Source organism: Micromonospora sp. NPDC049529, assembly GCF_055586685.1.
In genome coordinates this window covers 111982-133104 of record NZ_JBVJHT010000017.1, presented here as the reverse complement: position 1 = coordinate 133104, position 21123 = coordinate 111982, and the positions used below count along the sequence as shown (strand labels likewise).

The window sequence follows — 21123 nt, the reverse complement described above, 5'->3', positions numbered from 1 at the left end:
GCCTAGCGGGCGGTGGCGCCACCGACCGCCGCACCCGGTGCGCGGGTGCGGCGGCCCGCGCCGGCTACCGCCGGGAAAGCTGGGCGATCAGGTCTTCGACCGTACGGACAGGGCGATCACAGACAAAACCCCGGCAGACGTACGCGGTCGAACCGCCGTCCAGCATCGGCCGGTCCGCCAGCAGCGGCACCCCCTCCTGGTCCGGGGCCCCGGCCACCACCACCGCCCCCGGCGGGGCGTGCCGACGGGCGGCCACCACCAGCGGATCGCCCAACGGGTCGGAGGTGACGATCGCCACCTCGTACGGGCCGGAGAGCAGCGCCTCACCGCTCGTGGCGGCGTACCCGGTGAACCGGGCGTGCCGGGCCACGATCGGTGCCACCGTCGCCAGCGCCGCCTCGGCCACCTCCCGGTAGCGCGGCTCACCGGTCAACGCCGAGTACGCGGCCAGCCCCGCCACCACCGCCGACAGCCCGGACGGGGTGGCGTTGTCGGTCGGGTCGGCCGGCCGGGTGATCAGCTTCTCGGCGTCGTCGGCGGTGTCGTAGAACCCGCCCCGGCCGGTCGCGAAACGGGTCAGTGCGACATCCAGCAACTGCCCCGCCAGGGTCAGCCAGCGGCCCTCACCGGTGAGCTGGTGCACCGCGCAGAACGCCTCCGCCACCGCGCCGTAGTCCTCCAGCACCCCGGCCGGCTCGCCGACCTTCCCGTCGCGGGAGACCCGGCGCAGCCGCCCGTCGACGATGTGCCGGTCGGCGAGGACCCCGGCGATGTCCCGTGCCGCCGTGGCGGTCACCGGGTCACCGGTCAGGGTCGCGTACTCGACCAGGGCGGTGACGGCCAGCCCGTTCCAGGCGGCCACCACCTTGTCGTCCCGGGCCGGCTGCGGACGCAGGTCGCGTACGGCCCGCAGCGCGGTGCGTACGCGTTGCCAGCGGTCGGCCACCTCGGGGTCGACGTCGTCGATGTCGCGGGCGAGTTCGAGCACGCTGGTGCCGTGCTCGAACGTCCCCGCCTCGGTGACCGTGAACAGGTCGGCCGCCCAGCGGCCGTCGTCGGTGCCGAGCGCCTCGATCAGCTGGGCCGGGGTCCAGGCGTACGTGGCGCCCTCCACCCCGTCGGTGTCCGCGTCCAGGGCGGAGGCCAGCCCGCCAGCCTCGGTGCCGAGGTCGTCGAGGAGGAAGGCGGCGGTCTCCCCGGCGATCCGCCCGGCCAGCGGGTCACCGGTGAGCCGCCACAGCTGGGTGTAGACCCGCAGCAGCAGGGCGTTGTCGTAGAGCATCTTCTCGAAGTGCGGCACCGTCCAGTGCGCGTCGACCGAGTAGCGGGCGAAGCCGCCGGCCAACTGGTCGTAGATGCCGCCCCGGGCCATCGCCTCGGCGGTGTGCCGGACGATCTCCAGGGTGCTTTCGGAGCCGGTGCGCTGGTGGTGCCGGAGCTGGAAGAGCAGGTTCATGTGCGGGGGGAACTTCGGGGCGCCGCCGAAGCCGCCGTTGACGGAGTCGTACTCCCGGCCGAGCTGGTCGGCGGCGGCGTCGAGCAGTTCGGCGTCGAGCGGGGCGGTCGGACCGCCGACGGCCTGGGCGCCACCGATCGCCTCGACCACCGCGGCCCCCTGCTGGAGCACCGCCTCGCGCTGGTCCCGCCAGGCCGTCGTGACGGACTCCAACAGCCGGACGAAGTTGGCTCGGGGGAAGTACGTGCCGCAGAAGAACGGGGTGCCGTCCGGCGCGGCGAGTACGGTCATCGGCCAGCCGCCCTGCCCGGTCATCGCCTGGGTGGCGGTCATGTAGACCGCGTCGACGTCCGGCCGCTCCTCCCGGTCCACTTTGATCGACACGAAGTTGTCGTTGAGCAGCTTCCCGACGGCCGGGTCCTCGAACGACTCGTGCGCCATCACGTGGCACCAGTGACAGGCCGCATACCCCACCGAGATGAGCACGGGTACGTCGCGGCGCTTCGCCTCGGCGAACGCCTCGGCGGTCCACGGCCACCAGTCGACCGGGTTGTCCGCGTGCTGGAGCAGGTACGGGCTGGTCGCGCTCGCCAGTCGATTCACCCGACGACCATATCCAGCGGTGGCCGGCGGTGGGCGGGTGTCCCCCGGCCCTACGACGCGCCGTCGGCCCGCAGTGGGAAGATCCGGGCCTGCTGGGAGCTGTCGAGCTGGGTCTGCAACACCGTGACGATCTTGTCCGAGCCCATCGGCCGGAAGAAGTGGTAGCCCTGGGCGGCCGTACAGCCGAGTTCGGCGAGGGCGGCCCGCTGGTCGGCCGTCTCCACGCCCTCGGCGACCACCCGCAGGCCGAGTTCACGGCCGAGCCCGACGGTGGACCGGACGATCGCGGCGGCCTCCGGCGAGTCGGCCATCGCCATCACGAAGGACCGGTCGACCTTCAGTTCGTCCACCGGTACGCGGGTCAGGAACGTCAGCGACGAGAAGCCGGTGCCGAAGTCGTCCACCGCGAGCTGGATCCCCATCGCCCGCAGTTCGGAGAGCACCTCGTCGATCACGCCCAGCTCGCTCATCACCACCGTCTCGGTGATCTCCAGGACCAGCCGGTGGGCCGGCACCTGGTGCCGGCGCAGCGACTCGGCCACCTCCGAGGGGAGCCGGGGGTCGAGCAGGCTGCGGGCGGAGAGGTTGATCGAGATGGGTACGTCGAGCCCGTGCCGGGCCCAGTCGGCGGCGACCGCGAGGGCCTTGTCGATGACGTACCGGGTGAACGGGCCGAGCAGTTCGCTGCCCTCGATGGTCCGGACGAAGTCGACCGGGCCGAGCCGGCCCCGGCGCGGATGCCGCCAGCGGATCAGCGCCTCCACCCCGGTCGGCGCACCGGTGGCGAGGTCGACGGCCGGCTGGAGGGCGAGCATGAGCTGGTCGTCGGCGGCAAGCGCCTCCCGCAGCTCGGCGAGGAGCGCGAGCTGGTCGGTGCTGGCCGCGTCCTGGCTGCTGTCGTAGCTGGCGATGCTGCCGCCACCGGCCTTGGCCTGGTACATGGCGATGTCGGCCCGGCGCAGCAGCTCGGTCATGTCGGCGGTGCCGGCCCCGGCGACCACCACGCCGACCGACGCCTCGACCGACATCCGTACGCCGGCCACCTCGGTCGGGGCGGCGAGTTCCTCCACGATCTCGCGGGCCCGGCGCAGCGGGTACGGCAACGAGGCGGGCCACTCGCCGAAGACGCTGAGTTCGGTGGAGACCGGCAGCGGCAGCGCCGGCACCACGGGCGTCGGCAGCGGGGTGGCCGGCAGGGAGGTGACGAGCAGCGCGAACTCGTCGCCGCCGAGCCGGCCCAGCACCTCGCCGTCGCGGCGCAGTTCCTGGAGCCGGCGGGCGGTCACCTGGAGCAGCTCGTCCCCGGCGGCGTGCCCGAGGGTGTCGTTGACCTCTTTGAAGTTGTTGATGTCGAGCAGGAGCAGCGCCACCGGGTGGTCGTGGCCGAGCCGGTGCAGCGCCAGGTCGCCCTTGCTGAGCATGGCCGCGCGGTTGACCAACTTGGTCAGTGGGTCGTGCACCGCCTCGTACGACGACTGGGCGGCCATGATCCGCAGTTCCTGGTGGGTGGCGGCGTCGTGCAGCGCGGCGGCGAGCGCGTCGGCGAACGCCGACAGCACGTCCCGGTCCCGCTCGCCGGGCTGCACCGAGCGGGGGAAGCGCACCCGCAGTTCACCGACCGGTTTGGCGCCGACCTCCAGGGTGCGGGTCAGCAGGTGGGGGTTGTTCTCGGGTTCGGGCGGGGTGGTCAGGTCGTGGTCGACGACCGGCTCGCCGCCCCCGCCGCTGTAGTGCCGCCACCGGTCGCCGCCCCGGGCGACGTGCAGGTCGACCCGGTCGGCGCCGAAGACGGCCAGCGCGCCCCGCACCCCGGCGGTGGCGACACCGCGCTCGTCGAGCTGGTTCAGCGCGCCGGTGGCCTCGGCAAAGGCCCGCCAGGTCCGCCGCTCGTCGTCGGCCCGCAACCGCTGGCTGTACGTCTGCTGGAGCAACCACCACAGTGGTGGCAGGAGCAGCAGCCAGCGGACGCTGTGTTCGAGGACGGTGACGACGGCCAGGCCGACGAGCACGTTGCCGACGAACATCGGCAGCTTGCCCCGGAGCGCGCGCAGCAGCAGCGGTCCCATCGGCAGCCCGTGCCGCAGCGACATGGTGAGCGCGGCCAGCCACCCGGTCGCGAGCAGGTAGGTCAGGGAGCCGAGAAGCAGCGCGGCGGCGAGCGCGGGCGTCAGCGCGGCGCCGAGCGGTGCTTCGAAGGCGGTGGCGACGGCGGTGGCGAGCGCGACCGCCGCGGTCAGCGAGGCGGCGATGTGTACGACCTCGACGATCGAGCGCCGATCAGGGAAGATCGACAACAGTCCCCAGCCGAGCCCGGTCCCGACCAGGGCGGCGGCCGGCAGCCAGCCGGCCGGCGCCAGGTAGAGGCCGATGATGAGCGCTGCCTCGCCCCAGGTGACGCTCACCGTGCCGGAGGCGACCCGGAAGCGGAGCCGGGCCAGTTGGGCGAGCGCCAGCACGCCGGCCACGACGGCGAGCCGGGCGAGTGGGTGGACGCCGTGGAGCGGGTCGTCCGGCGGCAGGTCGGCCGGGACGACGAAACCCACCCCGGCGGCGGCGAGTGCGGCGGCAAGCAGGGACGCGGTCAGGACGCGCATCCGCCGAGGAGTTCCGGAGATGCCGACCGGGGCCGCGGTCCGTGGGGCGGCCGGTCGGCCGGATGTCACGGGCCGCCTCCGCCCGCCGTCCGTCGACGCGGCGCCGCTGCGGGCCGCGCACCGCGTCGGGCGTCGGGTCTGACTCTCATCGGCGCCCCCTCCCGCGCACGGTGCGGGGACTTTTGGTCCCCGGCGGAAGGCTAAGCCAAACCGGTTTGGTGCAACAGGGGTCGCCCGGCCGGTTTAGCCGGGATCATGCCACCGAATGCCCGTTACCGCGCTGGTGGGAGGCACTGGGAGCGCTACCATGAGATTCCTCGGCCAAGTCCGCTTCGGTAGCCCCCGGAACGGACGAATCGACCCGACCGGTCAGATCGTCGCGCGGTTGGTCGGGGAACCGGTCCGGCAGCCGGCGCAGTCGCGCGTTCATGTTGCGGATCAACAGAACCGTGGCGATGGCCAGCACCACGATCAGGAACAGACCCATCGGGCCGGCCAGACCACCGGTGCGGGTGTCCCCGAAGTTGTTCGCCGCGAGCAGGTCAACAGCGGTCAGCATGGCTGGGATCCTTCGATAGGCGAGCTGTCACCACAGTACGCCCCGCCGAGGTCAGCGGGCACGGGCGGTCTCGCGTACTCCGGCGAACAGGTCGGATTCCGGCATCGGGGTCTGCACCAGCGACTTGACCAACTCGTAGTCCTCGGTCGGCCAGGCCCGCTTCTGGATCTCCATCGGCACCTGGAAGAAGAAGCCGTCCGGGTCGATCTGGGTGGCGTGCGCCCGCAGCGCGTCGTCGCGCACCGGGAAGAACTCCGCGCAGTCCACCCGGGTGGTGATCCGGGGACCCTTGTCCGGCCGGTCCTCCCAGTTCTTGAGCCACTCCGCGTACGGCGACTCCAGCCCCGCCGCGAGCACCGCCTCGTGCAGGGCCATGAACCGGGCCTTGGAGAAACCGATGTCGTAGTAGAGCTTCAGCGGCTGCCAGGCCGGGCCCAGCTCGGGGAACTGGCTGGGGTCACCGGCGGCCTCGAAGGCGGCCACCGAGATCTTGTGGCACATGATGTGGTCGGGGTGCGGGTAACCGCCGTCCTCCGGGTACGTGGTCACCACGTGCGGCCGGAACTCCCGCATCAACCGGACCAGCGAACCGGTCGCGACGGCCACGTCCTGGAGGGCGAAGCACCCCTCGGGCAGCGGCGGCAGCGGATCACCCTCGGGCAGCCCCGAGTCGACGAAGCCCAGCCAGGCCTGCTCGATGCCGAGGATGGAACGGGCCGCGTCCATCTCCGCCCGGCGGATCTCGGCGATGTTCGCCCAGACGTCCGGCCGGTCCAGCTTGGGGTTCAACACGCTGCCCCGCTCACCGCCGGTGCAGGTGGCGACGAGCACGCTCACGCCCTCGGCGACGTACTTCGCCATGGTCGCCGCACCCTTGCTGGACTCGTCGTCCGGGTGCGCGTGTACGGCCATGAGACGCAGTTGCTCTGCCAACGAAATGCTCCTCGTCCGTGCTGCCGCCGAGCCCCCGCGGCTCGACCGGCTGACCTGCCGGTATCGTTCGGTAACCGCTTGCGAAGATGGACACTGCCATTCTGGCCGATGCCACCGACAACGCCCCGCAGGAGATGTGCCCGGTGACCGAGACGAACGCCACTCGTTCTTCCGACGCGCCGGTCTTCCCCGCTGGCCGGTACGGACACCGACGCGCGCCCCGACGCCGCCGGCCGTGGCTCGGCGCACTGCTGGCGATCACCCTGCTGGCCGTCCTGGGACTGGCCTCCGCCCGGCTGTACCGACAGTACGGCGACCCCACCTACGACGCACAGGTGATCACCTACACCGACATTACCGACAGCCAGTTGCGGTTGGTGTTCCGGGTGACCGTACCGGCGGGTGGCTCGGCGATCTGTGCGGTACGGGCCCGCTCCCGCGACGGGGCCGAGGTCGCCCGCGAAGAGGTACGGGTCGACGCCCCGCCCGGCGAGCGGCAGCCGGTGGTCGAGCACCAGCTCACCACCACCGCCAAGGCCATGATCGGCGAGGTGCTGCGCTGCCGGGCGGCCGGCTGAGGCGCACCGGCAGCGCCCCCGGACCACCCCGATCGCAGGGGCTCCGAACACCGGCTGTGGGCCGATCGGGGCGGATCGGTTCGGTTCGGCAATAAATCATCACCCGTCCCGTGTGTATCGCACTGGTAACTTGGTACTTCGTTCCTGTCCGCAGCAGTCCGTTTACCCAAGGAGATCGTCTGTGTCCACGACCGACCGCGAGGCGCCCGCCACCTGGCTGTCCCAGGACGCGCACGACCGCCTGCAGGCCGAGCTCAACGAGTTGATCGCCGGCCGGCCGGTGATCGCCGCGGAGATCAACGCCCGCCGAGAAGAAGGCGATCTGCGGGAGAACGGCGGTTACCACGCCGCCCGCGAGGAGCAGGGCAAGCAGGAGAGTCGCATCCGCTACCTCCAGGAACTGCTGCGTACCGCCTCGGTGGGTGAGGCGCCCAACGCCGACTCGGTCGCCCCGGGCACCGTCGTCACGATCCACTTCGACGACGACGAGGAGGACAAGGAGACCTTCCTGCTCGGCTCCCGGGAGATCGCGGCCACCACGGACCTGACGGTCTACAGCCCGGAGTCCGCCCTCGGCAAGGCCATCCTCGGCAGCCGTGCCGGCCAGACGGTCACGTACACGGCGCCGAGCGGCGCGGACATCAAGGTCACCGTGGTCGCCTTCGAGCCGTTCGCCGGCTGACCGTCGGCTTCCCGAGCGCGATTCGACCGGGATCGACACCTCGCGATCCCGGTCGAACAGCTCGAAACCGGTACGAACCAACCGGCGGGCTTCCTAGCCGACCGTCTCGCCGAACGCCACGTGGTACCCGCTGGCCCGCAACGCGCTGATCAGCCGGTCGGAGTGCTCCGCTCCCCTGGTCTCCACCGAGAGCGCCACCTCGACCTCACCGAGACGCAGGTGCGGGTTCTGCCGCTGGTGCACCACGTCGACCACGTTGCCCCGGTGCTCGCCGATCTGGCTGAGCAGCAGCGCGAGCTGCCCCGGCCGGTCGTTGCAGCGGACCGTGAGCCGCAGGTAGCGCCCGGCCGCGGCGAGCCCGTGCTCGATCACCCGCAGCATCAGCAGCGGGTCGATGTTGCCGCCGGAGAGCACCGCCACCACCGGCGCCTCCACCTCCACCACCCCCGCCAGCAGCGCCGCCACCCCGGCCGCACCGGCCGGCTCGACCACCTGCTTGCCCCGCTCCAGCAGCATCAGCAGGGCCCGCGAGATGTCCTCCTCGGAGACCGTCACCACCTCGTCGACAAGCTTGCTGACGTGCGCGAAGGTGAGATCGCCGGGGCGTCCCACGGCGATGCCGTCGGCGATGGTGGCGAACGCCGGCAGCCGTACCGGCCGGCCGGCGAGCAGCGAGGGCGGGAAGGCCGCCGCGCCGGCCGCCTGCACCCCGATCACACGTACGTCGGGGCGGAGCGCCTTGACCGCGACCGCGATCCCGGACACCAGCCCGCCACCGCCCACCCCGGCCACGATCGTCTTCACGTCCGGGCACTGCTCCAGGATCTCCAGCGCCACCGTGCCCTGCCCGGCGATCACGTGGGGGTGGTCGAACGGGTGGATGAACACCGCCCCGGTGCGCTCGGCGAAGTCCCGGGCCGCCACGAGCGACTCGTCGACGGTGTTGCCGACCAGTTCGATCCGGGCGCCGTACCCCTTGGTCGCCGCCACCTTCGGCAGCGGCGCGCCGACCGGCATGAACACGGTCGAGTTGATGCCGAGCAGGCCGGCGGCGAGCGCCACGCCCTGGGCGTGGTTGCCGGCGCTGGCCGCGACCACCCCACGGGCGCGCTCGGCCTCCGACAGCCGGGCGATCCGCACGTACGCGCCGCGCACCTTGTACGACCCGGCCCGCTGGAGGTGTTCGCACTTGAGCCAGGCCGTCCCGCCGAGCGCGGCGCTGAGCGGCCGGGACGGCTCCAGCGGGGTGGTCCGGGTGATGCCGGCGAGCAGTTCCCGCGCGGCGTGCACGTCGGCAAGGCCGACCAGGTCCGTCATGTCCAGATCGTCGCACCCCACCCCCGACCGGTCACCCGGGGCGCCCCCACAATGCCCGCCATCACAATCCCCTCCACCCCGCCGGTGGTAGGCGACTCATGTAGAGAAAGAGTGGCTATCCGGCGGCGGATAACCACTCTTTCTCTACTTGAGCGCGGATCTTGGGCGGGGGTGGGGTGGGGTGGGGTGGGGTGGGGTGGGGTTAGGGGGTGGGTTGGGGGACTCGGGGCCAGTTGGGGGCGTGGCGGGGCCACGGGGCGGCCATCTCGAACTGGCCGGCGACGCCGAGCAGCAGCAGCTCCGAGCCGGGCGGGCCGACGAGCTGCACCCCGACCGGCAGCCCGTCCGGCCGCAGCCCGACCGGGACCACCAGCGACGGCAGGCCGGCGATGTTCCATGGGGCGGCGAACGGCGCGTACCGGATGTTGGTCATCATGTTGGCCCGCCAGGAGCGGCCGGCCCAGCCCTCCGCACGCGGCGGGGTCGCCGCCAGCGCCGGGGTGAGCAGCAGGTCGACCGAGTTGTCGGTGAAGAACCCGATCGAGCGTTCCCGCCAGGCGGAGCGGTCGGCCTCCCGGACGTAGCCCCGCCGGTACGCCCAGTCGCCGAGCCCGACGTGCCGCCGGCTGCGCTGCTGGAGCAGCCGCCGGTCGAGTCCGGCCAACTCGGTGTCACGGGCGGCGGCGGCCAGCCAGGTGGCGATCCCGCGCAGGCCGAGCGAGGTCGGGTAGACCGGGTCGACGGTGACGGTGTCGTGGCCGGCGGCGGCGAGTAGCCGGGCACCGGTGGCGACCGCGTCGGCGTTCGGCGCGTCCGGGCGTACGCCCGCCACCGGCGAGCGCAGCGAGACGGCGACCCGCAGCCGCTGCGGCGGCACCAACTTGTCCGGCCGCCGACCGGCGAGTACGGCGAAGCCGATCGCGGTGTCGGCGACGGTGGTGGCGAGGATGCCGTGTTCGGTCAGCCCGAACCAGTCGTCCGCGCCGAGTTGGCAGGGCACCACGCCGGAGCCGGGCTTGAGCCCGACCAGGCCGCAGCAGGCGGCCGGGATGCGCAGCGAGCCCAGCCCGTCGTTGCCGTGCGCGATCGGTACCAGCCCGGAGGCGACCGCCGCCGCCGCACCCCCGGACGAGCCGCCCGGGGTGCGGTCGAGGTCCCACGGATTGCGGGTGGGGCCGCTCTGGTCGTCGGTCGATCCCCAGAGGCCCAGTTCCGGCATCCGGGTCACACCGACGATCACCGCGCCCGCACCGCGCAGCCGCCGAACCACCTCGTGGTCGGATTCGGCGACCGGGGTACGGGCCGCGACGGAGCCGTTCCAGGTGGGCAGGCCGGCGACCGAGGTGTTCTCCTTGACCGCGATCGGCACCCCGGCCAGCGGCAGGTTGGCCAGGTCGTCCTGCTCGTCGACCTTCTCCGCCTCGACGATCGCCTCTCCGCCCCGGACCACCCGGAACGCGGCCAGGTCGCCGTCGCTCCGGGCGATGTGGTCGAGGTGGTCCGCCACCACCTGGGTCGCGGACGCGTCACCCCGGCGGACCGCCCGGGCGATCTGCTTCGCGGTCGCGCCGACCCAGGACGGCATGAGCTCCTGCACTCCCCACCCCTCCCGAAAGGTCAGCCGAGCGCCTGCTCCAAATCGGCGAGCAGGTCGTCAGCCGTTTCGATGCCGACAGACAGTCGCACGAGATCGGCGGGAACTTCAAGCGGCGAGCCGGCGGCACTCGCATGTGTCATCCGGCCGGGGTGTTCGATCAGCGATTCGACCCCGCCGAGCGACTCGGCGAGGACGAAGAGCTTGGTCCGGTTGCAGATGTCGACCGCCTGCGCCTCGCCGCCGGTCGCCCGGAAGGAGATCATGCCGCCGAACCGGCGCATCTGCTTGGCCGCCACCTCGTGACCGGGGTGGTCCGGCAGGCCCGGGTAGCGGACCTCGGCGACCGCCCGGTGCGCGACGAGGTAGTCGACGATCCGCTCGGCGTTGTCGCAGTGCCGGTCCATCCGTACGCCGAGGGTCTTGATCCCGCGCAGGGTGAGCCAGGCGTCGAACGGGCCGGGTACGGCACCCATCGCGTTCTGGTGGTACGTCAGCTCCTCGCCCAGGCCCCGGTCGGCGGCGATCAGCGCCCCGCCGATCACGTCGGAGTGCCCGCCGAGGTACTTGGTGGTGGAGTGCACGACCACGTCGGCCCCGAGTGCCAGCGGCTGCTGAAGATACGGCGAGGCGAACGTGTTGTCGACCGCCAGCAGCGCCTGTGCCTCGTGTGCGATCGCCGCGAGAGTCGACAGGTCGGCGATGTTGAGCAGCGGGTTGGTCGGCGTCTCCACCCAGATGACCTTGGTCTGGCCGGGACGGATCGCGGCCCGTACGGCGTCCGGGTCGGAGAGCTTCGCCGGGGTCCAGCTCAGCCCCCACCGGTGCAGCACCTTGGCGAAGAGCCGGTAGGTGCCGCCGTACGCGTCGTCCGGGATCACCACGTGGTCGCCGGGCCGGCAGACCGTACGCAGCAGGGCGTCCTCGGCGGCGAGACCGCTGGCGAAGGCGAGCCCGACCTGGCCGCCCTCGATCGCGGCGAGGCACTCCTGCAGGGCGGTACGGGTCGGATTGGCCGACCGGCTGTACTCGTATCCCAGTCGGGGCGCCCCGACCTCGTCCTGGGCGTAGGTGCTGGTCGCATATATGGGTGTGACCACCGCGCCGGTCAGTGGATCAGGTTCCTGACCGGCGTGGATGGCGAGCGTCTCGAAGCCGTAGTTCATTGGGGTGAGGTTAGTCTGCCCCCGTGAGGCCTTGCGCGTTCTGTGGCATTCTCGCGGGCTCCGTGCCGGCGTTCACCGTCGCCGACGAGCCGGCCGGGATGGCCTTCCTGGACACCCGACCGGTTTTCCGGGGCCATGTGCTGGTGGTGCCCCGTGACCACTACGAGGTTTTGGCCGATCTGCCTGTTTCGTCGCTTTCTGGATACTTCGGCCTGGTCCAGCGGATCGCGGTCGCGGTCGAGACCGGACTCGGCTCCGGCGGCACCTTCGTGGCGATGAACAACCGGGTCTCCCAGTCCGTCCCGCATCTGCACACCCACGTGATCCCCCGGACGAAGGGCGACGGCCTGCGCGGCTTCTTCTGGCCCCGGACCACCTACGACGACGCCGACACCGCCACCGGCTACGCGGCCAGGATCGCCGCCGCGCTGTGACGGCCGCCTGAGTCCGGCGAAGGGCCCGGGGTACGGCAAACGCGGGTAAGGATCCCCACCCGCGCGGCGTTACACCCGGCAGAGGTACGAAAGGAGACCTACCGTGTTCCTACGGCGAATGAAGGCCAGCCTGCCCAGCCCCGACCAGGTGCTGCCCGGACGCAGTTTCCCGATCCCGGTGGCCGACCGGCACGCCGTCCTCGGCACGCCGTTGCAGGGTCCCTGGCCGCAGGGCAGTCAGATCGCGGTCTTCGGGATGGGCTGTTTCTGGGGTGCCGAGCGACTGTTCTGGACGCTTCCGGGGGTGATCTCCACCTCCGTCGGTTACGCCGGCGGACAGACCCCGAACCCGACGTACGAGGAGGTCTGCTCGGGCTTCACCGGGCACACCGAGGCCGTGCAGGTCGTCTACGACCCCACCGAGATCGGCTACGAGGACCTGCTCAAGGTCTTCTGGGAGAACCACGACCCGACCCAGGGCATGCGCCAGGGCAACGACGTGGGCACCCAGTACCGCTCGGCGATCTACAGCACGACGCCCGAGCAGTTGAAGGTGGCACAGGAGTCCCGCGAGGCGTTCGCCCCGGTGGTCGCCAGGGCCGGCCGGCCGGAGATCACCACCGAGATCGGCGAGTTGGGTGACTACTACTACGCCGAGGACTACCACCAGCAGTACCTGGCCCCCACCAAGAACCCGAACGGTTACTGCACTCACGGCCCGAACGGGATGAGCTGCCCGGTCGGCGTGGCCCGCGTCGCCGGAGATCGCGTCAAGTAGCGGTCCCCGAGGGGCGCCCTCCAGCGGGCGCCCCTCGATCGGCGATGGCCGCCCAAGGGTCTGATGCCGCAACAGCCCGACGCCGACAACCTAAGCCTCTTTCACCAGAACATCGAATGCCTCGGGAGCATAGAAGCGACGGCTGGACTCGCCGGTGGAGGCGTCGACCTCAGCAAGTATCCTCAGTTGGATCATCTGCTGGACAAGTCCGTTGGCGCGACCATATGAGATTCCAAGGCCTTTCTCGACATCGCGGACAGTGAAGGCTGTCCGGGCAATAGCGAAGTCGACCAACGTGTGCGCGGTATCAGCTCTCAGTGGGGACTTTCGGATGCGTTCCTTGAACAACTCCCGCACCGCCACCAATGCTTTCATACGCTCATGCGTGGCATTCGCCGACGACTCGAGACCGGTGGCGAAGAACTTCACGTACGGATCCCACGCCCCTTCGGTACTGACGGCGAGCAAACGGTCGTAGTACTCCGACCGTCGGGCTTCGAACCACGGCGAGACCGTGAGCGTGGGTTCGAGGAGGACGCCTTGCTTGAGCAGGTGCGCCACGATGAGGAACCGACCGATACGGCCGTTCCCGTCATGAAACGGGTGAAGCGTTTCGAACTGGTAGTGGGCAAGCGCTGCCGCCACCACGGGATCGATCTCCTGCATCACGTCGCTGTCGGTCATCCAGTCGAGGAGACCACGCACGTTCGCGGTGAGATCCGAACCCGGTGGCGACGGAACGAACCGAGCCGAATGCACCGCCAGTGCGCCCGACGGGGCGTTCGTTCGCTGACCGACGACTACCTGATGATTGCGAACCCTTCCGGAGTTGGGGGTTTCGCCCCGAGTGCCCCTGACGAGCATCGCTTGCAGTTGCTCCAGCATTCCCACCGTCAAGGGCATACCTTCTTCTATCCAACCGAAGGCAGCGTCACCCATGCGAACGTAGTTCAGGACCTCGCGTAGATCTGGATTCGTCGGTCGTTCCTCGTTCGCGACGAGGACTTCGCCCAACGGTGCGTAGGTACCCTCCAGCGCTGACGTACTCTGCGCCTCAGCCTGTAGCGCGGGCCGCCTGAAGATTCGAGGGTTCGGCAGGCGTCGCGCGGTGCTGTCGAGAGCTCCGAGCGCCGCGCGCGCGTCGGCGACCATCCGGTAGGTCCGCGCGCTGAGGTCCGGAGGCAGCTTGGGCAGCGGATGCGGCACGAACGCCACGTGTTCCCACTCGCCGCGGCGGGGATCGACACCATTGATCTTGACGAGGTCTCCGGGCGCCTGCGAAGTGAAGATCGAAACGTCCACCATGCCATTGTACGCGGACTTGTCGGACATCCGCGCGATGACTGACATTGCCTCGCCTGTTGACCAGCGTTGCAATGAATAGCCAGATCACTGACATGAGCGGGGTTGTCGTGTCACTAAACCGAGATGCAAGACAGAGTCGTTGCACTGAACGGCCCGATCCGTGACATGCCCTGCGCCCGCGCCTACCGCATCCCGGCCCCGTACCGGCGCCCGATCAGTGATCTAAAACCATTGGCGGGACGGCCTGAAGGTGGTTAACGTGGCCGTACACGTGAGAGGAGGTGGTCCAAGCTTTGTGTAGCAACGGGACTCGTGAGGTGGCTGTCCGCTAGCCGCTGTCCTTGACAGTGCAACATCGTCGAGACCGTGTGGCAGCGGTGCGGCGAAACCCAGGCAGCCACCCGACCCCCGGGGTGCCGGCTTTGTCCAGCCGGCCCGCGCGACCGCGCGGAAGCCCCGGGGGTCGTTCCATATCCGGTGCGATCTCATCTCCGAACCCGGGAGGCCCCGGTGACCCGTGAACTGGTGGTCCTCGGCACCGCCAGCCAGGTACCGACCCGGCAGCGCAACCACAACGGGTACCTGCTGCGCTGGGACGAAGAGATGATCATGTTCGATCCCGGCGAGGGCAGCCAGCGGCAGATGCTCTGGGCCGGCGTCTCGGCCACCGACCTGACCCGGATCTGCGTCACCCACTTCCACGGCGACCACTGCCTCGGCCTGCCCGGGGTGATCCAGCGCCTCTCCCTGGACCGGGTACCGCACCCGGTCCCGGTGCACTTCCCGGCCGGGGACGCCGAATACTTCGACCGGCTGCGGCACGCCAGCGCCTTCCACGAGACCGCCGACGTCCGCCCCGAGCCCGTCGAACGCGACGGACAGACCATCCCGATCCGGGGCGCGACCCTCACCGCCCGCCGGCTGCACCACCCCGTCGAGGCGTACGGCTATCGGCTGGTCGAGCCGGACGGGCGCCGGATGCTGCCGTCGCGGCTGGCGGCGTACGGCATCTCCGGGTCGGCGATCGGCGAGCTGATCCGCGCCGGGGAGATCGAGTCCGGCGGACGCCGCGTCCTACTGGACGAGGTCAGCGAAGCGCGCCGGGGCCAACGGTTCGCCTTCGTCATGGACACCGGGCTCTGCGACGCCGTGTACGACCTCGCCGACGGCGCCGACCTGCTGGTGATCGAGTCGACCTTCCTGACCGGGGACGCCGCGCTGGCCGCCGAGGCCGGGCACCTGACCGCGGCGCAGGCCGCGCGGGTGGCCACCGAGGCCGGCGTACGTCGACTCGTGCTCACCCACTTCTCCCAGCGTTACCCCGACCCGGCCCGGTTCGAGGCGGAGGCGCGTGAGCACTTCACCGGCGACCTGGTGCTGGCCGAGGACCTCGGACGGGTCCGGGTGCCCCGACTATCCTCGGCCGGGTGACCGTCACCCTGCGTCCGGCGACCGCCGATGATCTGATGGCCGTCGGGGCGCTGCACGCACGCTCCCGGCAGGCCGCCTACCGGGACTTCGTCTCCGCCGAGCTGCTGGCCGCGGACTCCACCGACGTGCTCGGCATGTGGTGGAGCGAGCGCTGGAAGTGGGAACGGGACACCCACGTGATGACCGTCGTCGACGACGGTGACCGACTGGTCGGCTTCAGCTACGTCGGACCGCACGAACTCGACCCGACCGGGTACGGCGAACTCTGCGCCCTCCACCTGGAGCCGGAGCAGCAGGGCCGGGGCCTGGGTCGGGCGTTGATCGTCGACGCCCTGGCCACCCTGCACGGCCGGGGCTGGCAGCGGGCCGCCCTCTGGGTGCTGGTCGGTAACACCCACGCGCAGGAGTTCTACCGGCGCGGCGGATGGACCCCGGACGGGGTCGAGCGGACCGAGCACGTCGGCTCCGCCCTCGCACCGCAACTGCGCTACGTCCGGGACCTGCCCTAGCCGCCGCCCCGCTCCCCCGCGCCGCGTTCGCCGCCGTCCCCGCTCCGCGTTCGCACCCGCGCCGTGTTCGCCGCCGCCCCGCGCCGCGTTCGCACCCGCGCCGTGTTCGCTGTCGGCGGAGTCCGGGCGGGCATCGAAGCGCGCCGCTGGTTGTTGTCCGCGACATGGACGGCGAACAGATCCAGCCACCCCCCACCGAATCCGACGCCCTGGACGCGTACTCCCGAGTGGTCACCGGCGTGGCGGCCCGGGTCCTGCCGAGCGTGGCCGCGCTGGCGGTCCGCTCCGCACGGGGTAACGGGGCCGGCTCGGCGGTCACCTTCACCCCCGACGGTCTCCTGCTCACCAGCGCCCACGTGGTCGACGGAGCCGAAGGCGGTACGGCCACCTTCGCCGACGGTGCCGAATCGCGGTTCGACGTCGTCGGCACCGACCCGCTCTCCGACCTGGCCGTGCTCCGGGTCCGGGCGACCAGTGTGCCGCCGGCCGAACTCGGCGACGCCGACCGGCTCCGGATAGGTCAGCTCGTGGTGGCCGTGGGCAACCCGATGGGGCTCGCCGGCTCGGTGACCGCCGGGGTGGTCTCCGGCCTGGGCCGGTCCCTGCCCGCCCGCGACGGCCGACTGGTACGGCTGATCGAGGACGTGATCCAGACCGACGCGGCGCTCAACCCCGGCAACTCGGGCGGAGCGCTGGCCGACTCCGCCGGTCGGGTGATCGGGGTGAACACCGCCGTCGCCGGCTACGGGCTCGGACTGGCCGTACCGATCAACTCCACCACCCGGCAGATCATCGGCGACCTGGTCTCGACCGGGCGGGTCCGGCGGGCCTGGCTCGGCGTCGCCGGGGTGCCGGTGCCGCTGCCCCCGGCGGTCGCCGAACGCACCGGTCAGCGCCGGGGCCTGCGGGTGGTGGAGGTGGTGCCGGGCAGCCCCGCCGGCAGCGCCGGGATCTACCTCGGCGACATTCTCATCTCGGCCGGCGGGCGGCCGGTGCAGAGCGGGCAGGGGTTGCAGCGCCTGATGCTCGGTCCGGCCATCGGCAGCCGGCTGCCGGTCACCCTGCTCCGCCGGGGTGCGTTCGTCGACGTGATCGCCGTCCCGGCGGAGCTGAGCCGCTAGCCGACCCTCAGCGGGCGCCGAGGTGGGCGAGCAGGTCCTGCCGGGTCAGTACGCCCCTCGGCTTGCCGTCCACCAGCACCAGCGCGGCGTCCGACTTCTCCAGCATGGTGACCGCCTCGCTGACCGGCTGACCGCCGCCGATCATCGGCAGCGGCGGGCCCATGTGCCGTTCGATGGTGTCGTGCAGGTGCGCCTGGCCGGTGAAGAGCGCGTCGAGCAGGTCCCGCTCGGCGATCGAGCCGGCGACCTCACCGGTGACCACGGGCGGTTCGGCCTTGAGCACCGGGAGCTGGGAGACGGCGTACTCGCGCATGTAGTCGATCGCGTCCCGGACCGTCTCGGTCGGGTGTACGTGGATCAGCTCGGGCACCCCGCCCGGCTTGCTGGCCAGCGCGTCCGCCACGGTCGGCTCGGCGTTGCCGGTCTCCAGGAAGCCGTACCGGGCCATCCACTCGTCGTTGAAGATCTTCGACAGGTAACCGCGACCGCCGTCGGGCAGCAGCACCACCACGACGTCGTCCGGGCCGGCCTTGCGGGCCACCTCCAGCGCCGCCACCACGGCCATCCCGCACGACCCGCCGACCAGCAGGCCCTCCTCGCGGGCCAGCCGCCGGGTGAGGTCGAACGACGCCTTGTCCGAGACCTCGATGATCTCGTCGGCGACCGACCGGTCGTAGGTGTCCGGCCAGAAGTCCTCGCCCACCCCCTCGACCAGGTACGGCCGACCAGTGCCGCCGGAGTAGACCGAACCCTCCGGGTCGGCACCGATGATCTTCACCGTCCCGCCGGAGGCCTCCTTGAGGTAGCGGCCGATCCCGGAGATCGTGCCGCCGGTGCCCACCCCGGCCACGAAGTGGGTGATCCGCCCCTCGGTCTGCTCCCACAGCTCCGGACCGGTCGTCTCGTAGTGCGACCGGGGGTTCGCCGGGTTGGCGTACTGGTTGGGCTTCCAGGCGTTCGGGATCTCCTCGGCGAGCCGGTTGGAGACGTTGTAGTAGGACCGGGGGTCCTCGGGCGCGACGCTGGTCGGGCAGACCACCACCTCGGCCCCGTACGCCCGCAGCACGTTGCGCTTGTCCTCGCTGACCTTGTCCGGGCAGACGAACACACACTTGTAGCCCTTGAGCTGCGCCACCAGGGCCAGCCCGACACCGGTGTTGCCACTGGTCGGCTCGACGATGGTGCCGCCCGGCCTGAGCAGACCGGCCTGCTCCGCCTCCTCGACCATCCGCAGCGCGATCCGGTCCTTGACCGAGCCGCCGGGGTTGAAGTACTCCACCTTGGCGAGCACCGTCGCGGTGATACCGGCCGTGACCTGGTGCAACCGCACCAGAGGCGTGTGCCCGATCAGGTCGACGACATTGTCGTAGTAGCGCACCTCGTTGTGCCTTTCCGCGTGGCCCGTCCCGGCTCGTGGCCGGATGGTGGTCCGTGGCTTCGTCAGGTCAGCCGGCTTGGCTGCGAGATCAGCGTACGTCCCGTCAGGGGACCGTGTGACCGGGGACTCAGGGCACCACGTGGCCGGGGACCACGCTGTCCCGACGGGCCTCCCAGAGCAGGAAACGCTCGGTTTCGGCGAGCACGCTCCCGGCCAGCCAGGTCACCATGAGCGCGTCGTCGGCCAGCCCGAAGACCGCCAGCAACAGCTCGGGTGCCAGGTCGACCGGCGAGACCACGTACGCGGTCGCCGCCGCCATCAGGGCCAGTCTCAGGCCGCCGTCGTACTCACCGCGGGCCGTCGCGCGGATCATCCGGGGCAGTGCCGCCAGCCGGGCCCCCAGCGACGGCCCACCCCGCGACCCGGATGTCAACGCCCGGGCCAGCGCCGCGAACGCCGCCGTCCGCTTCAGTGTCTTCGCCATGTCCGCACCCTCCTTCCGCCCATGATGCACATGGAGGCAACTTCCCCGCAGCATGAGGAAAGGGGCACCGCGGCCTCCGGGTCCGGAAGGAGCCAGAACGCCGACAGCGCGGAACGACCCACCGCGATAGCCTCGAAGGCCGCAGGATGTCCGCGAAGGCGGGGGGCGCTTGATGAGTACGGCCGGTTCGGTGGCGCCGGAACGGGCGCCGTGGCGCGTCGCGCGCCGGGTCGCGAAACTGACCATCTTCGGTGCCGGGCTGACGGTGGCGACGACGGCGGCCGCGTGGGGCGTACTGAAGGGCCAGGCCCGGCAGGCCCGGCGGATCATCCCGCTGGCCGAGGCGCCACCGCCGCGCGGCGACGGGGTGTACGGCGCCCGGTTTCCGGGCAAACCACTCACCATGGTCATCCTGGGCGATTCGTCTGCCGCCGGGTACGGCGTGCACCGCCCCCGGGAGACGCCCGGCGCCCTGCTCGCCACCGGCATCTCCCGCCGCCTGCGCCGGCCGGTACGCCTGCACCGGTTCGCCGTCGTCGGCAGCCGCTCGGCAGGGCTCGCACCGCAGGTCGAGGCGGCCCTCGAACTACAACCGGACCTGGCGGTGATCCTGGTCGGCGGGAACGACGTCACCGCCCGTACGCCGCTGTCGATCGCCGTACGCTATCTGGTCGACGCGGTCCGCGAGCTGCGCGGAGCCGGCGCCCAGGTGGTGGTCGGCACCTGTCCCGACCTGGGCGCGATCCGGCCGATCAAGCCGCCGCTGCGCTGGCTGGCCCGGCGCTGGAGCCGACAGCTCGCCGCCGCGCAGACGGTGGCGGTGGTCGAGGCCGGCGGTGCCACGGTCTCCCTCGGTGACCTGCTCGGTCCCCGGTTCGCGGCCGAGCCGACCCGGATGTTCGCCTGGGACCACTTCCACCCGTCCGCCGAGGGCTACGCGGTCGCCGCGGCGGCCCTGCTCCCCACCATCCTGGTGGCGTTGGGCGCGACCGAGGAACGCCGACCAGCCCTCGCCGAGGGCGAGGGGGTACGGTCGCTGCCGGCCGCCGCCCAGGAGGCCGCCCGCCACGCCGGTACGGAGGTCAGCGGGACCGAGGTCGGCGGACGCGAACGTGGGCCGGCCGGGCGGTGGGCGCAGTTGCGCCGACGCCGGGCCTGGTTCGGCCACCAGCGCGGCGAGGAGCCGGCCACCTCCGGAACACCCGCACCCGTCGCCGAGCCGGCCGGTACGACCGGCACCGCAGCCGAGCCATCCACAGTGGAGGAGCGAGCATGACAGCGAGCGGTTCCGGACGCCCACGCAGCGGTACCGTCGGCCAGATCGGCCGGACCACCGCGCTGACGCTGATCGCCGGCACCGTCGGCGGCGCGGCCCTGCTCGCCGGTGAGGTCCTGCTCGCCCGCAACCGGCACTACGCCCAACCGGAACTGGGTCTGGCGCTGCGTTCCGTGGTCGGTCGGCCCGGCGCGCCCGCGCTCCGGCTGGTCCTGCTCGGCGACTCGGCGGCGCTGGGCGTCGGGGTGAACCGGGTCCGGGACACCGTCGGGGGCCAGCTCGCCTGGCTGCTCTCCGAGGGCACCGGCCCCACCACGGGAAACCTGGTCGGCGAGGGGCACCGCCTGGTGCACCTGTCCAGCGTCGGCGTCTCCGGCTCCCGGGCGACGGACCTGGCCACCCAGGTGGCGCGGGCGCTGCTCGGCGAACGCCCGGACGTGGCGGTGATCCTGATCGGGGCCAACGACGTGACCGCCCTGCGTCGCCCCGGTGAGACGGCCGCCTACCTCGGTGCGGCCGTACGCCGGCTGCGCAACGCCGGGGTGGAGGTGGTCGTCGGCACCTGCCCCGACCTCGGCGCCGTACGGGCCATCGCACCGCCGCTGCGTCAACTCGCCGGCCTGTTCGGTCGACGTACGGCCAGGGCGCAGGCGCGGGCGGTGCTCGCCGCCGGTGGTGTCGCGGTCGACCTGGGAGCCGAGACCGGCCCGGTGTTCCGGGCCGACGCCGGAACCCTCTGCCACGACGGCTACCACCCGTCGGCCGACGGCTACCGGGTCTGGGCGCACGCCCTGCTGCCGGCGGTCGCCGAGGCCGCGGCGGTCACCCGGCAGCTCTGACCCGCCGCAATCATCACAGCGGCGGTGACTTCGCCGTCGTCATCACAGCGGCGGTGACTTCCGCGATAAGTTACCGGCCGGTTAAG

At 71.8% G+C, this 21123-nt stretch carries 19 protein-coding genes; 9 read left to right on the top strand and 10 right to left on the bottom strand.

All coding sequences use genetic code 11. The features are described from left to right. Positions 1 to 64: 64 nt before the first annotated feature. The 4 genes from ACZ6QQ_RS27560 to mca all read right to left on the bottom strand — a co-directional run bounded on the left by ACZ6QQ_RS27560 (position 65) and on the right by mca (position 6145). Complete coding sequence (locus tag ACZ6QQ_RS27560) at positions 65 to 2059, bottom strand: thioredoxin domain-containing protein (RefSeq protein ID WP_465880221.1); 1995 nt, start codon at positions 2057 to 2059, stop codon at positions 65 to 67. A 50-nt stretch (positions 2060 to 2109) separates the two neighbouring features. Next, positions 2110 to 4653, bottom strand: a complete 2544-nt coding sequence (locus tag ACZ6QQ_RS27555; RefSeq protein ID WP_465880220.1) for a putative bifunctional diguanylate cyclase/phosphodiesterase — start codon at positions 4651 to 4653, stop codon at positions 2110 to 2112. A 253-nt stretch (positions 4654 to 4906) separates the two neighbouring features. Beyond that, a complete protein-coding gene (locus tag ACZ6QQ_RS27550) occupies positions 4907 to 5212 on the bottom strand; it encodes a hypothetical protein (RefSeq protein WP_465880219.1) in 306 nt (101 codons plus the stop codon). A gap of 51 nt (positions 5213 to 5263) precedes the next feature. Beyond that, positions 5264 to 6145, bottom strand: a complete 882-nt coding sequence (gene mca, locus ACZ6QQ_RS27545; RefSeq protein WP_465880218.1) for a mycothiol conjugate amidase Mca — start codon at positions 6143 to 6145, stop codon at positions 5264 to 5266. Between the two features lie 143 nt (positions 6146 to 6288). On the opposite strand from mca, the gene ACZ6QQ_RS27540 reads away from it, so the two are divergent. Beyond that, a complete protein-coding gene (locus ACZ6QQ_RS27540) occupies positions 6289 to 6723 on the top strand; it encodes a DUF4307 domain-containing protein (protein WP_465880265.1) in 435 nt (144 codons plus the stop codon). 181 nt (positions 6724 to 6904) lie between these two features. After that, on the top strand, positions 6905 to 7405 hold the full coding sequence (greA, locus tag ACZ6QQ_RS27535) for a transcription elongation factor GreA (RefSeq protein WP_465880217.1): 501 nt from the start codon (positions 6905 to 6907) through the stop codon (positions 7403 to 7405). Positions 7406 to 7498: 93 nt separating this feature from the next. On the opposite strand, the gene ilvA is transcribed toward greA, so the two are convergent. The 3 genes from ilvA to ACZ6QQ_RS27520 all read right to left on the bottom strand — a co-directional run bounded on the left by ilvA (position 7499) and on the right by ACZ6QQ_RS27520 (position 11482). Beyond that, complete coding sequence (gene ilvA / locus ACZ6QQ_RS27530) at positions 7499 to 8722, bottom strand: threonine ammonia-lyase (protein ID WP_465880215.1); 1224 nt, start codon at positions 8720 to 8722, stop codon at positions 7499 to 7501. Positions 8723 to 8924: 202 nt separating this feature from the next. Beyond that, a complete protein-coding gene (locus tag ACZ6QQ_RS27525; protein ID WP_465880264.1) occupies positions 8925 to 10307 on the bottom strand; it encodes an amidase in 1383 nt (460 codons plus the stop codon). A 32-nt stretch (positions 10308 to 10339) separates the two neighbouring features. After that, positions 10340 to 11482 carry a cystathionine gamma-synthase gene (locus ACZ6QQ_RS27520; protein WP_465880214.1) on the bottom strand — a complete coding sequence of 381 codons (1143 nt, stop codon included), beginning with the start codon at positions 11480 to 11482 and terminating at the stop codon, positions 10340 to 10342. Positions 11483 to 11505: 23 nt separating this feature from the next. Here ACZ6QQ_RS27520 and ACZ6QQ_RS27515 point away from each other — a divergent pair, with 23 nt between their 5' ends. Together ACZ6QQ_RS27515 and msrA are read left to right on the top strand one after the other, a co-directional pair. Beyond that, positions 11506 to 11916, top strand: a complete 411-nt coding sequence (locus tag ACZ6QQ_RS27515) for an HIT family protein (protein WP_465880213.1) — start codon at positions 11506 to 11508, stop codon at positions 11914 to 11916. A gap of 103 nt (positions 11917 to 12019) precedes the next feature. Beyond that, positions 12020 to 12694: a peptide-methionine (S)-S-oxide reductase MsrA gene (gene msrA, locus ACZ6QQ_RS27510; protein ID WP_465880212.1), complete on the top strand. Its 675-nt coding sequence runs from the start codon at positions 12020 to 12022 to the stop codon at positions 12692 to 12694. Between the two features lie 90 nt (positions 12695 to 12784). Here the strand turns inward: msrA and ACZ6QQ_RS27505 are convergent, their stop codons facing one another. Then, entirely contained in the window at positions 12785 to 14044 is a 1260-nt protein-coding gene (locus tag ACZ6QQ_RS27505) for a Fic family protein (protein WP_465880210.1), read from the bottom strand. A gap of 465 nt (positions 14045 to 14509) precedes the next feature. On the opposite strand from ACZ6QQ_RS27505, the gene ACZ6QQ_RS27500 reads away from it, so the two are divergent. From ACZ6QQ_RS27500 to ACZ6QQ_RS27490, 3 genes are all read left to right on the top strand, one after another. Then, positions 14510 to 15430: a ribonuclease Z gene (locus ACZ6QQ_RS27500; protein WP_465880209.1), complete on the top strand. Its 921-nt coding sequence runs from the start codon at positions 14510 to 14512 to the stop codon at positions 15428 to 15430. Then, positions 15427 to 15939 carry a GNAT family N-acetyltransferase gene (locus tag ACZ6QQ_RS27495; protein WP_465880207.1) on the top strand — a complete coding sequence of 171 codons (513 nt, stop codon included), beginning with the start codon at positions 15427 to 15429 and terminating at the stop codon, positions 15937 to 15939. The genes ACZ6QQ_RS27500 and ACZ6QQ_RS27495 overlap by 4 nt, the downstream gene beginning before the upstream one ends. Positions 15940 to 16103: 164 nt before the next feature. Further along, positions 16104 to 17060, top strand: a complete 957-nt coding sequence (locus ACZ6QQ_RS27490; protein ID WP_465880206.1) for a S1C family serine protease — start codon at positions 16104 to 16106, stop codon at positions 17058 to 17060. 7 nt (positions 17061 to 17067) lie between these two features. Here the strand turns inward: ACZ6QQ_RS27490 and ACZ6QQ_RS27485 are convergent, their stop codons facing one another. Both ACZ6QQ_RS27485 and ACZ6QQ_RS27480 read right to left on the bottom strand, forming a co-directional pair. Continuing rightward, positions 17068 to 18438 carry a cystathionine beta-synthase gene (locus ACZ6QQ_RS27485; RefSeq protein WP_465880205.1) on the bottom strand — a complete coding sequence of 457 codons (1371 nt, stop codon included), beginning with the start codon at positions 18436 to 18438 and terminating at the stop codon, positions 17068 to 17070. A 127-nt stretch (positions 18439 to 18565) separates the two neighbouring features. Next, on the bottom strand, positions 18566 to 18922 hold the full coding sequence (locus tag ACZ6QQ_RS27480) for a YkvA family protein (RefSeq protein ID WP_329107436.1): 357 nt from the start codon (positions 18920 to 18922) through the stop codon (positions 18566 to 18568). 172 nt (positions 18923 to 19094) lie between these two features. Between ACZ6QQ_RS27480 and ACZ6QQ_RS27475 the strand changes: the two genes are divergently transcribed. Together ACZ6QQ_RS27475 and ACZ6QQ_RS27470 are read left to right on the top strand one after the other, a co-directional pair. Beyond that, the gene (locus ACZ6QQ_RS27475; RefSeq protein WP_465880203.1) at positions 19095 to 20198 is read left to right on the top strand and encodes an SGNH/GDSL hydrolase family protein; all 1104 of its coding nucleotides are present in this window, start codon (positions 19095 to 19097) and stop codon (positions 20196 to 20198) included. Further along, a complete protein-coding gene (locus ACZ6QQ_RS27470; RefSeq protein WP_465880202.1) occupies positions 20195 to 21037 on the top strand; it encodes an SGNH/GDSL hydrolase family protein in 843 nt (280 codons plus the stop codon). Before ACZ6QQ_RS27475 ends, ACZ6QQ_RS27470 begins: the two co-directional genes overlap by 4 nt. Positions 21038 to 21123 lie beyond the last annotated feature (86 nt).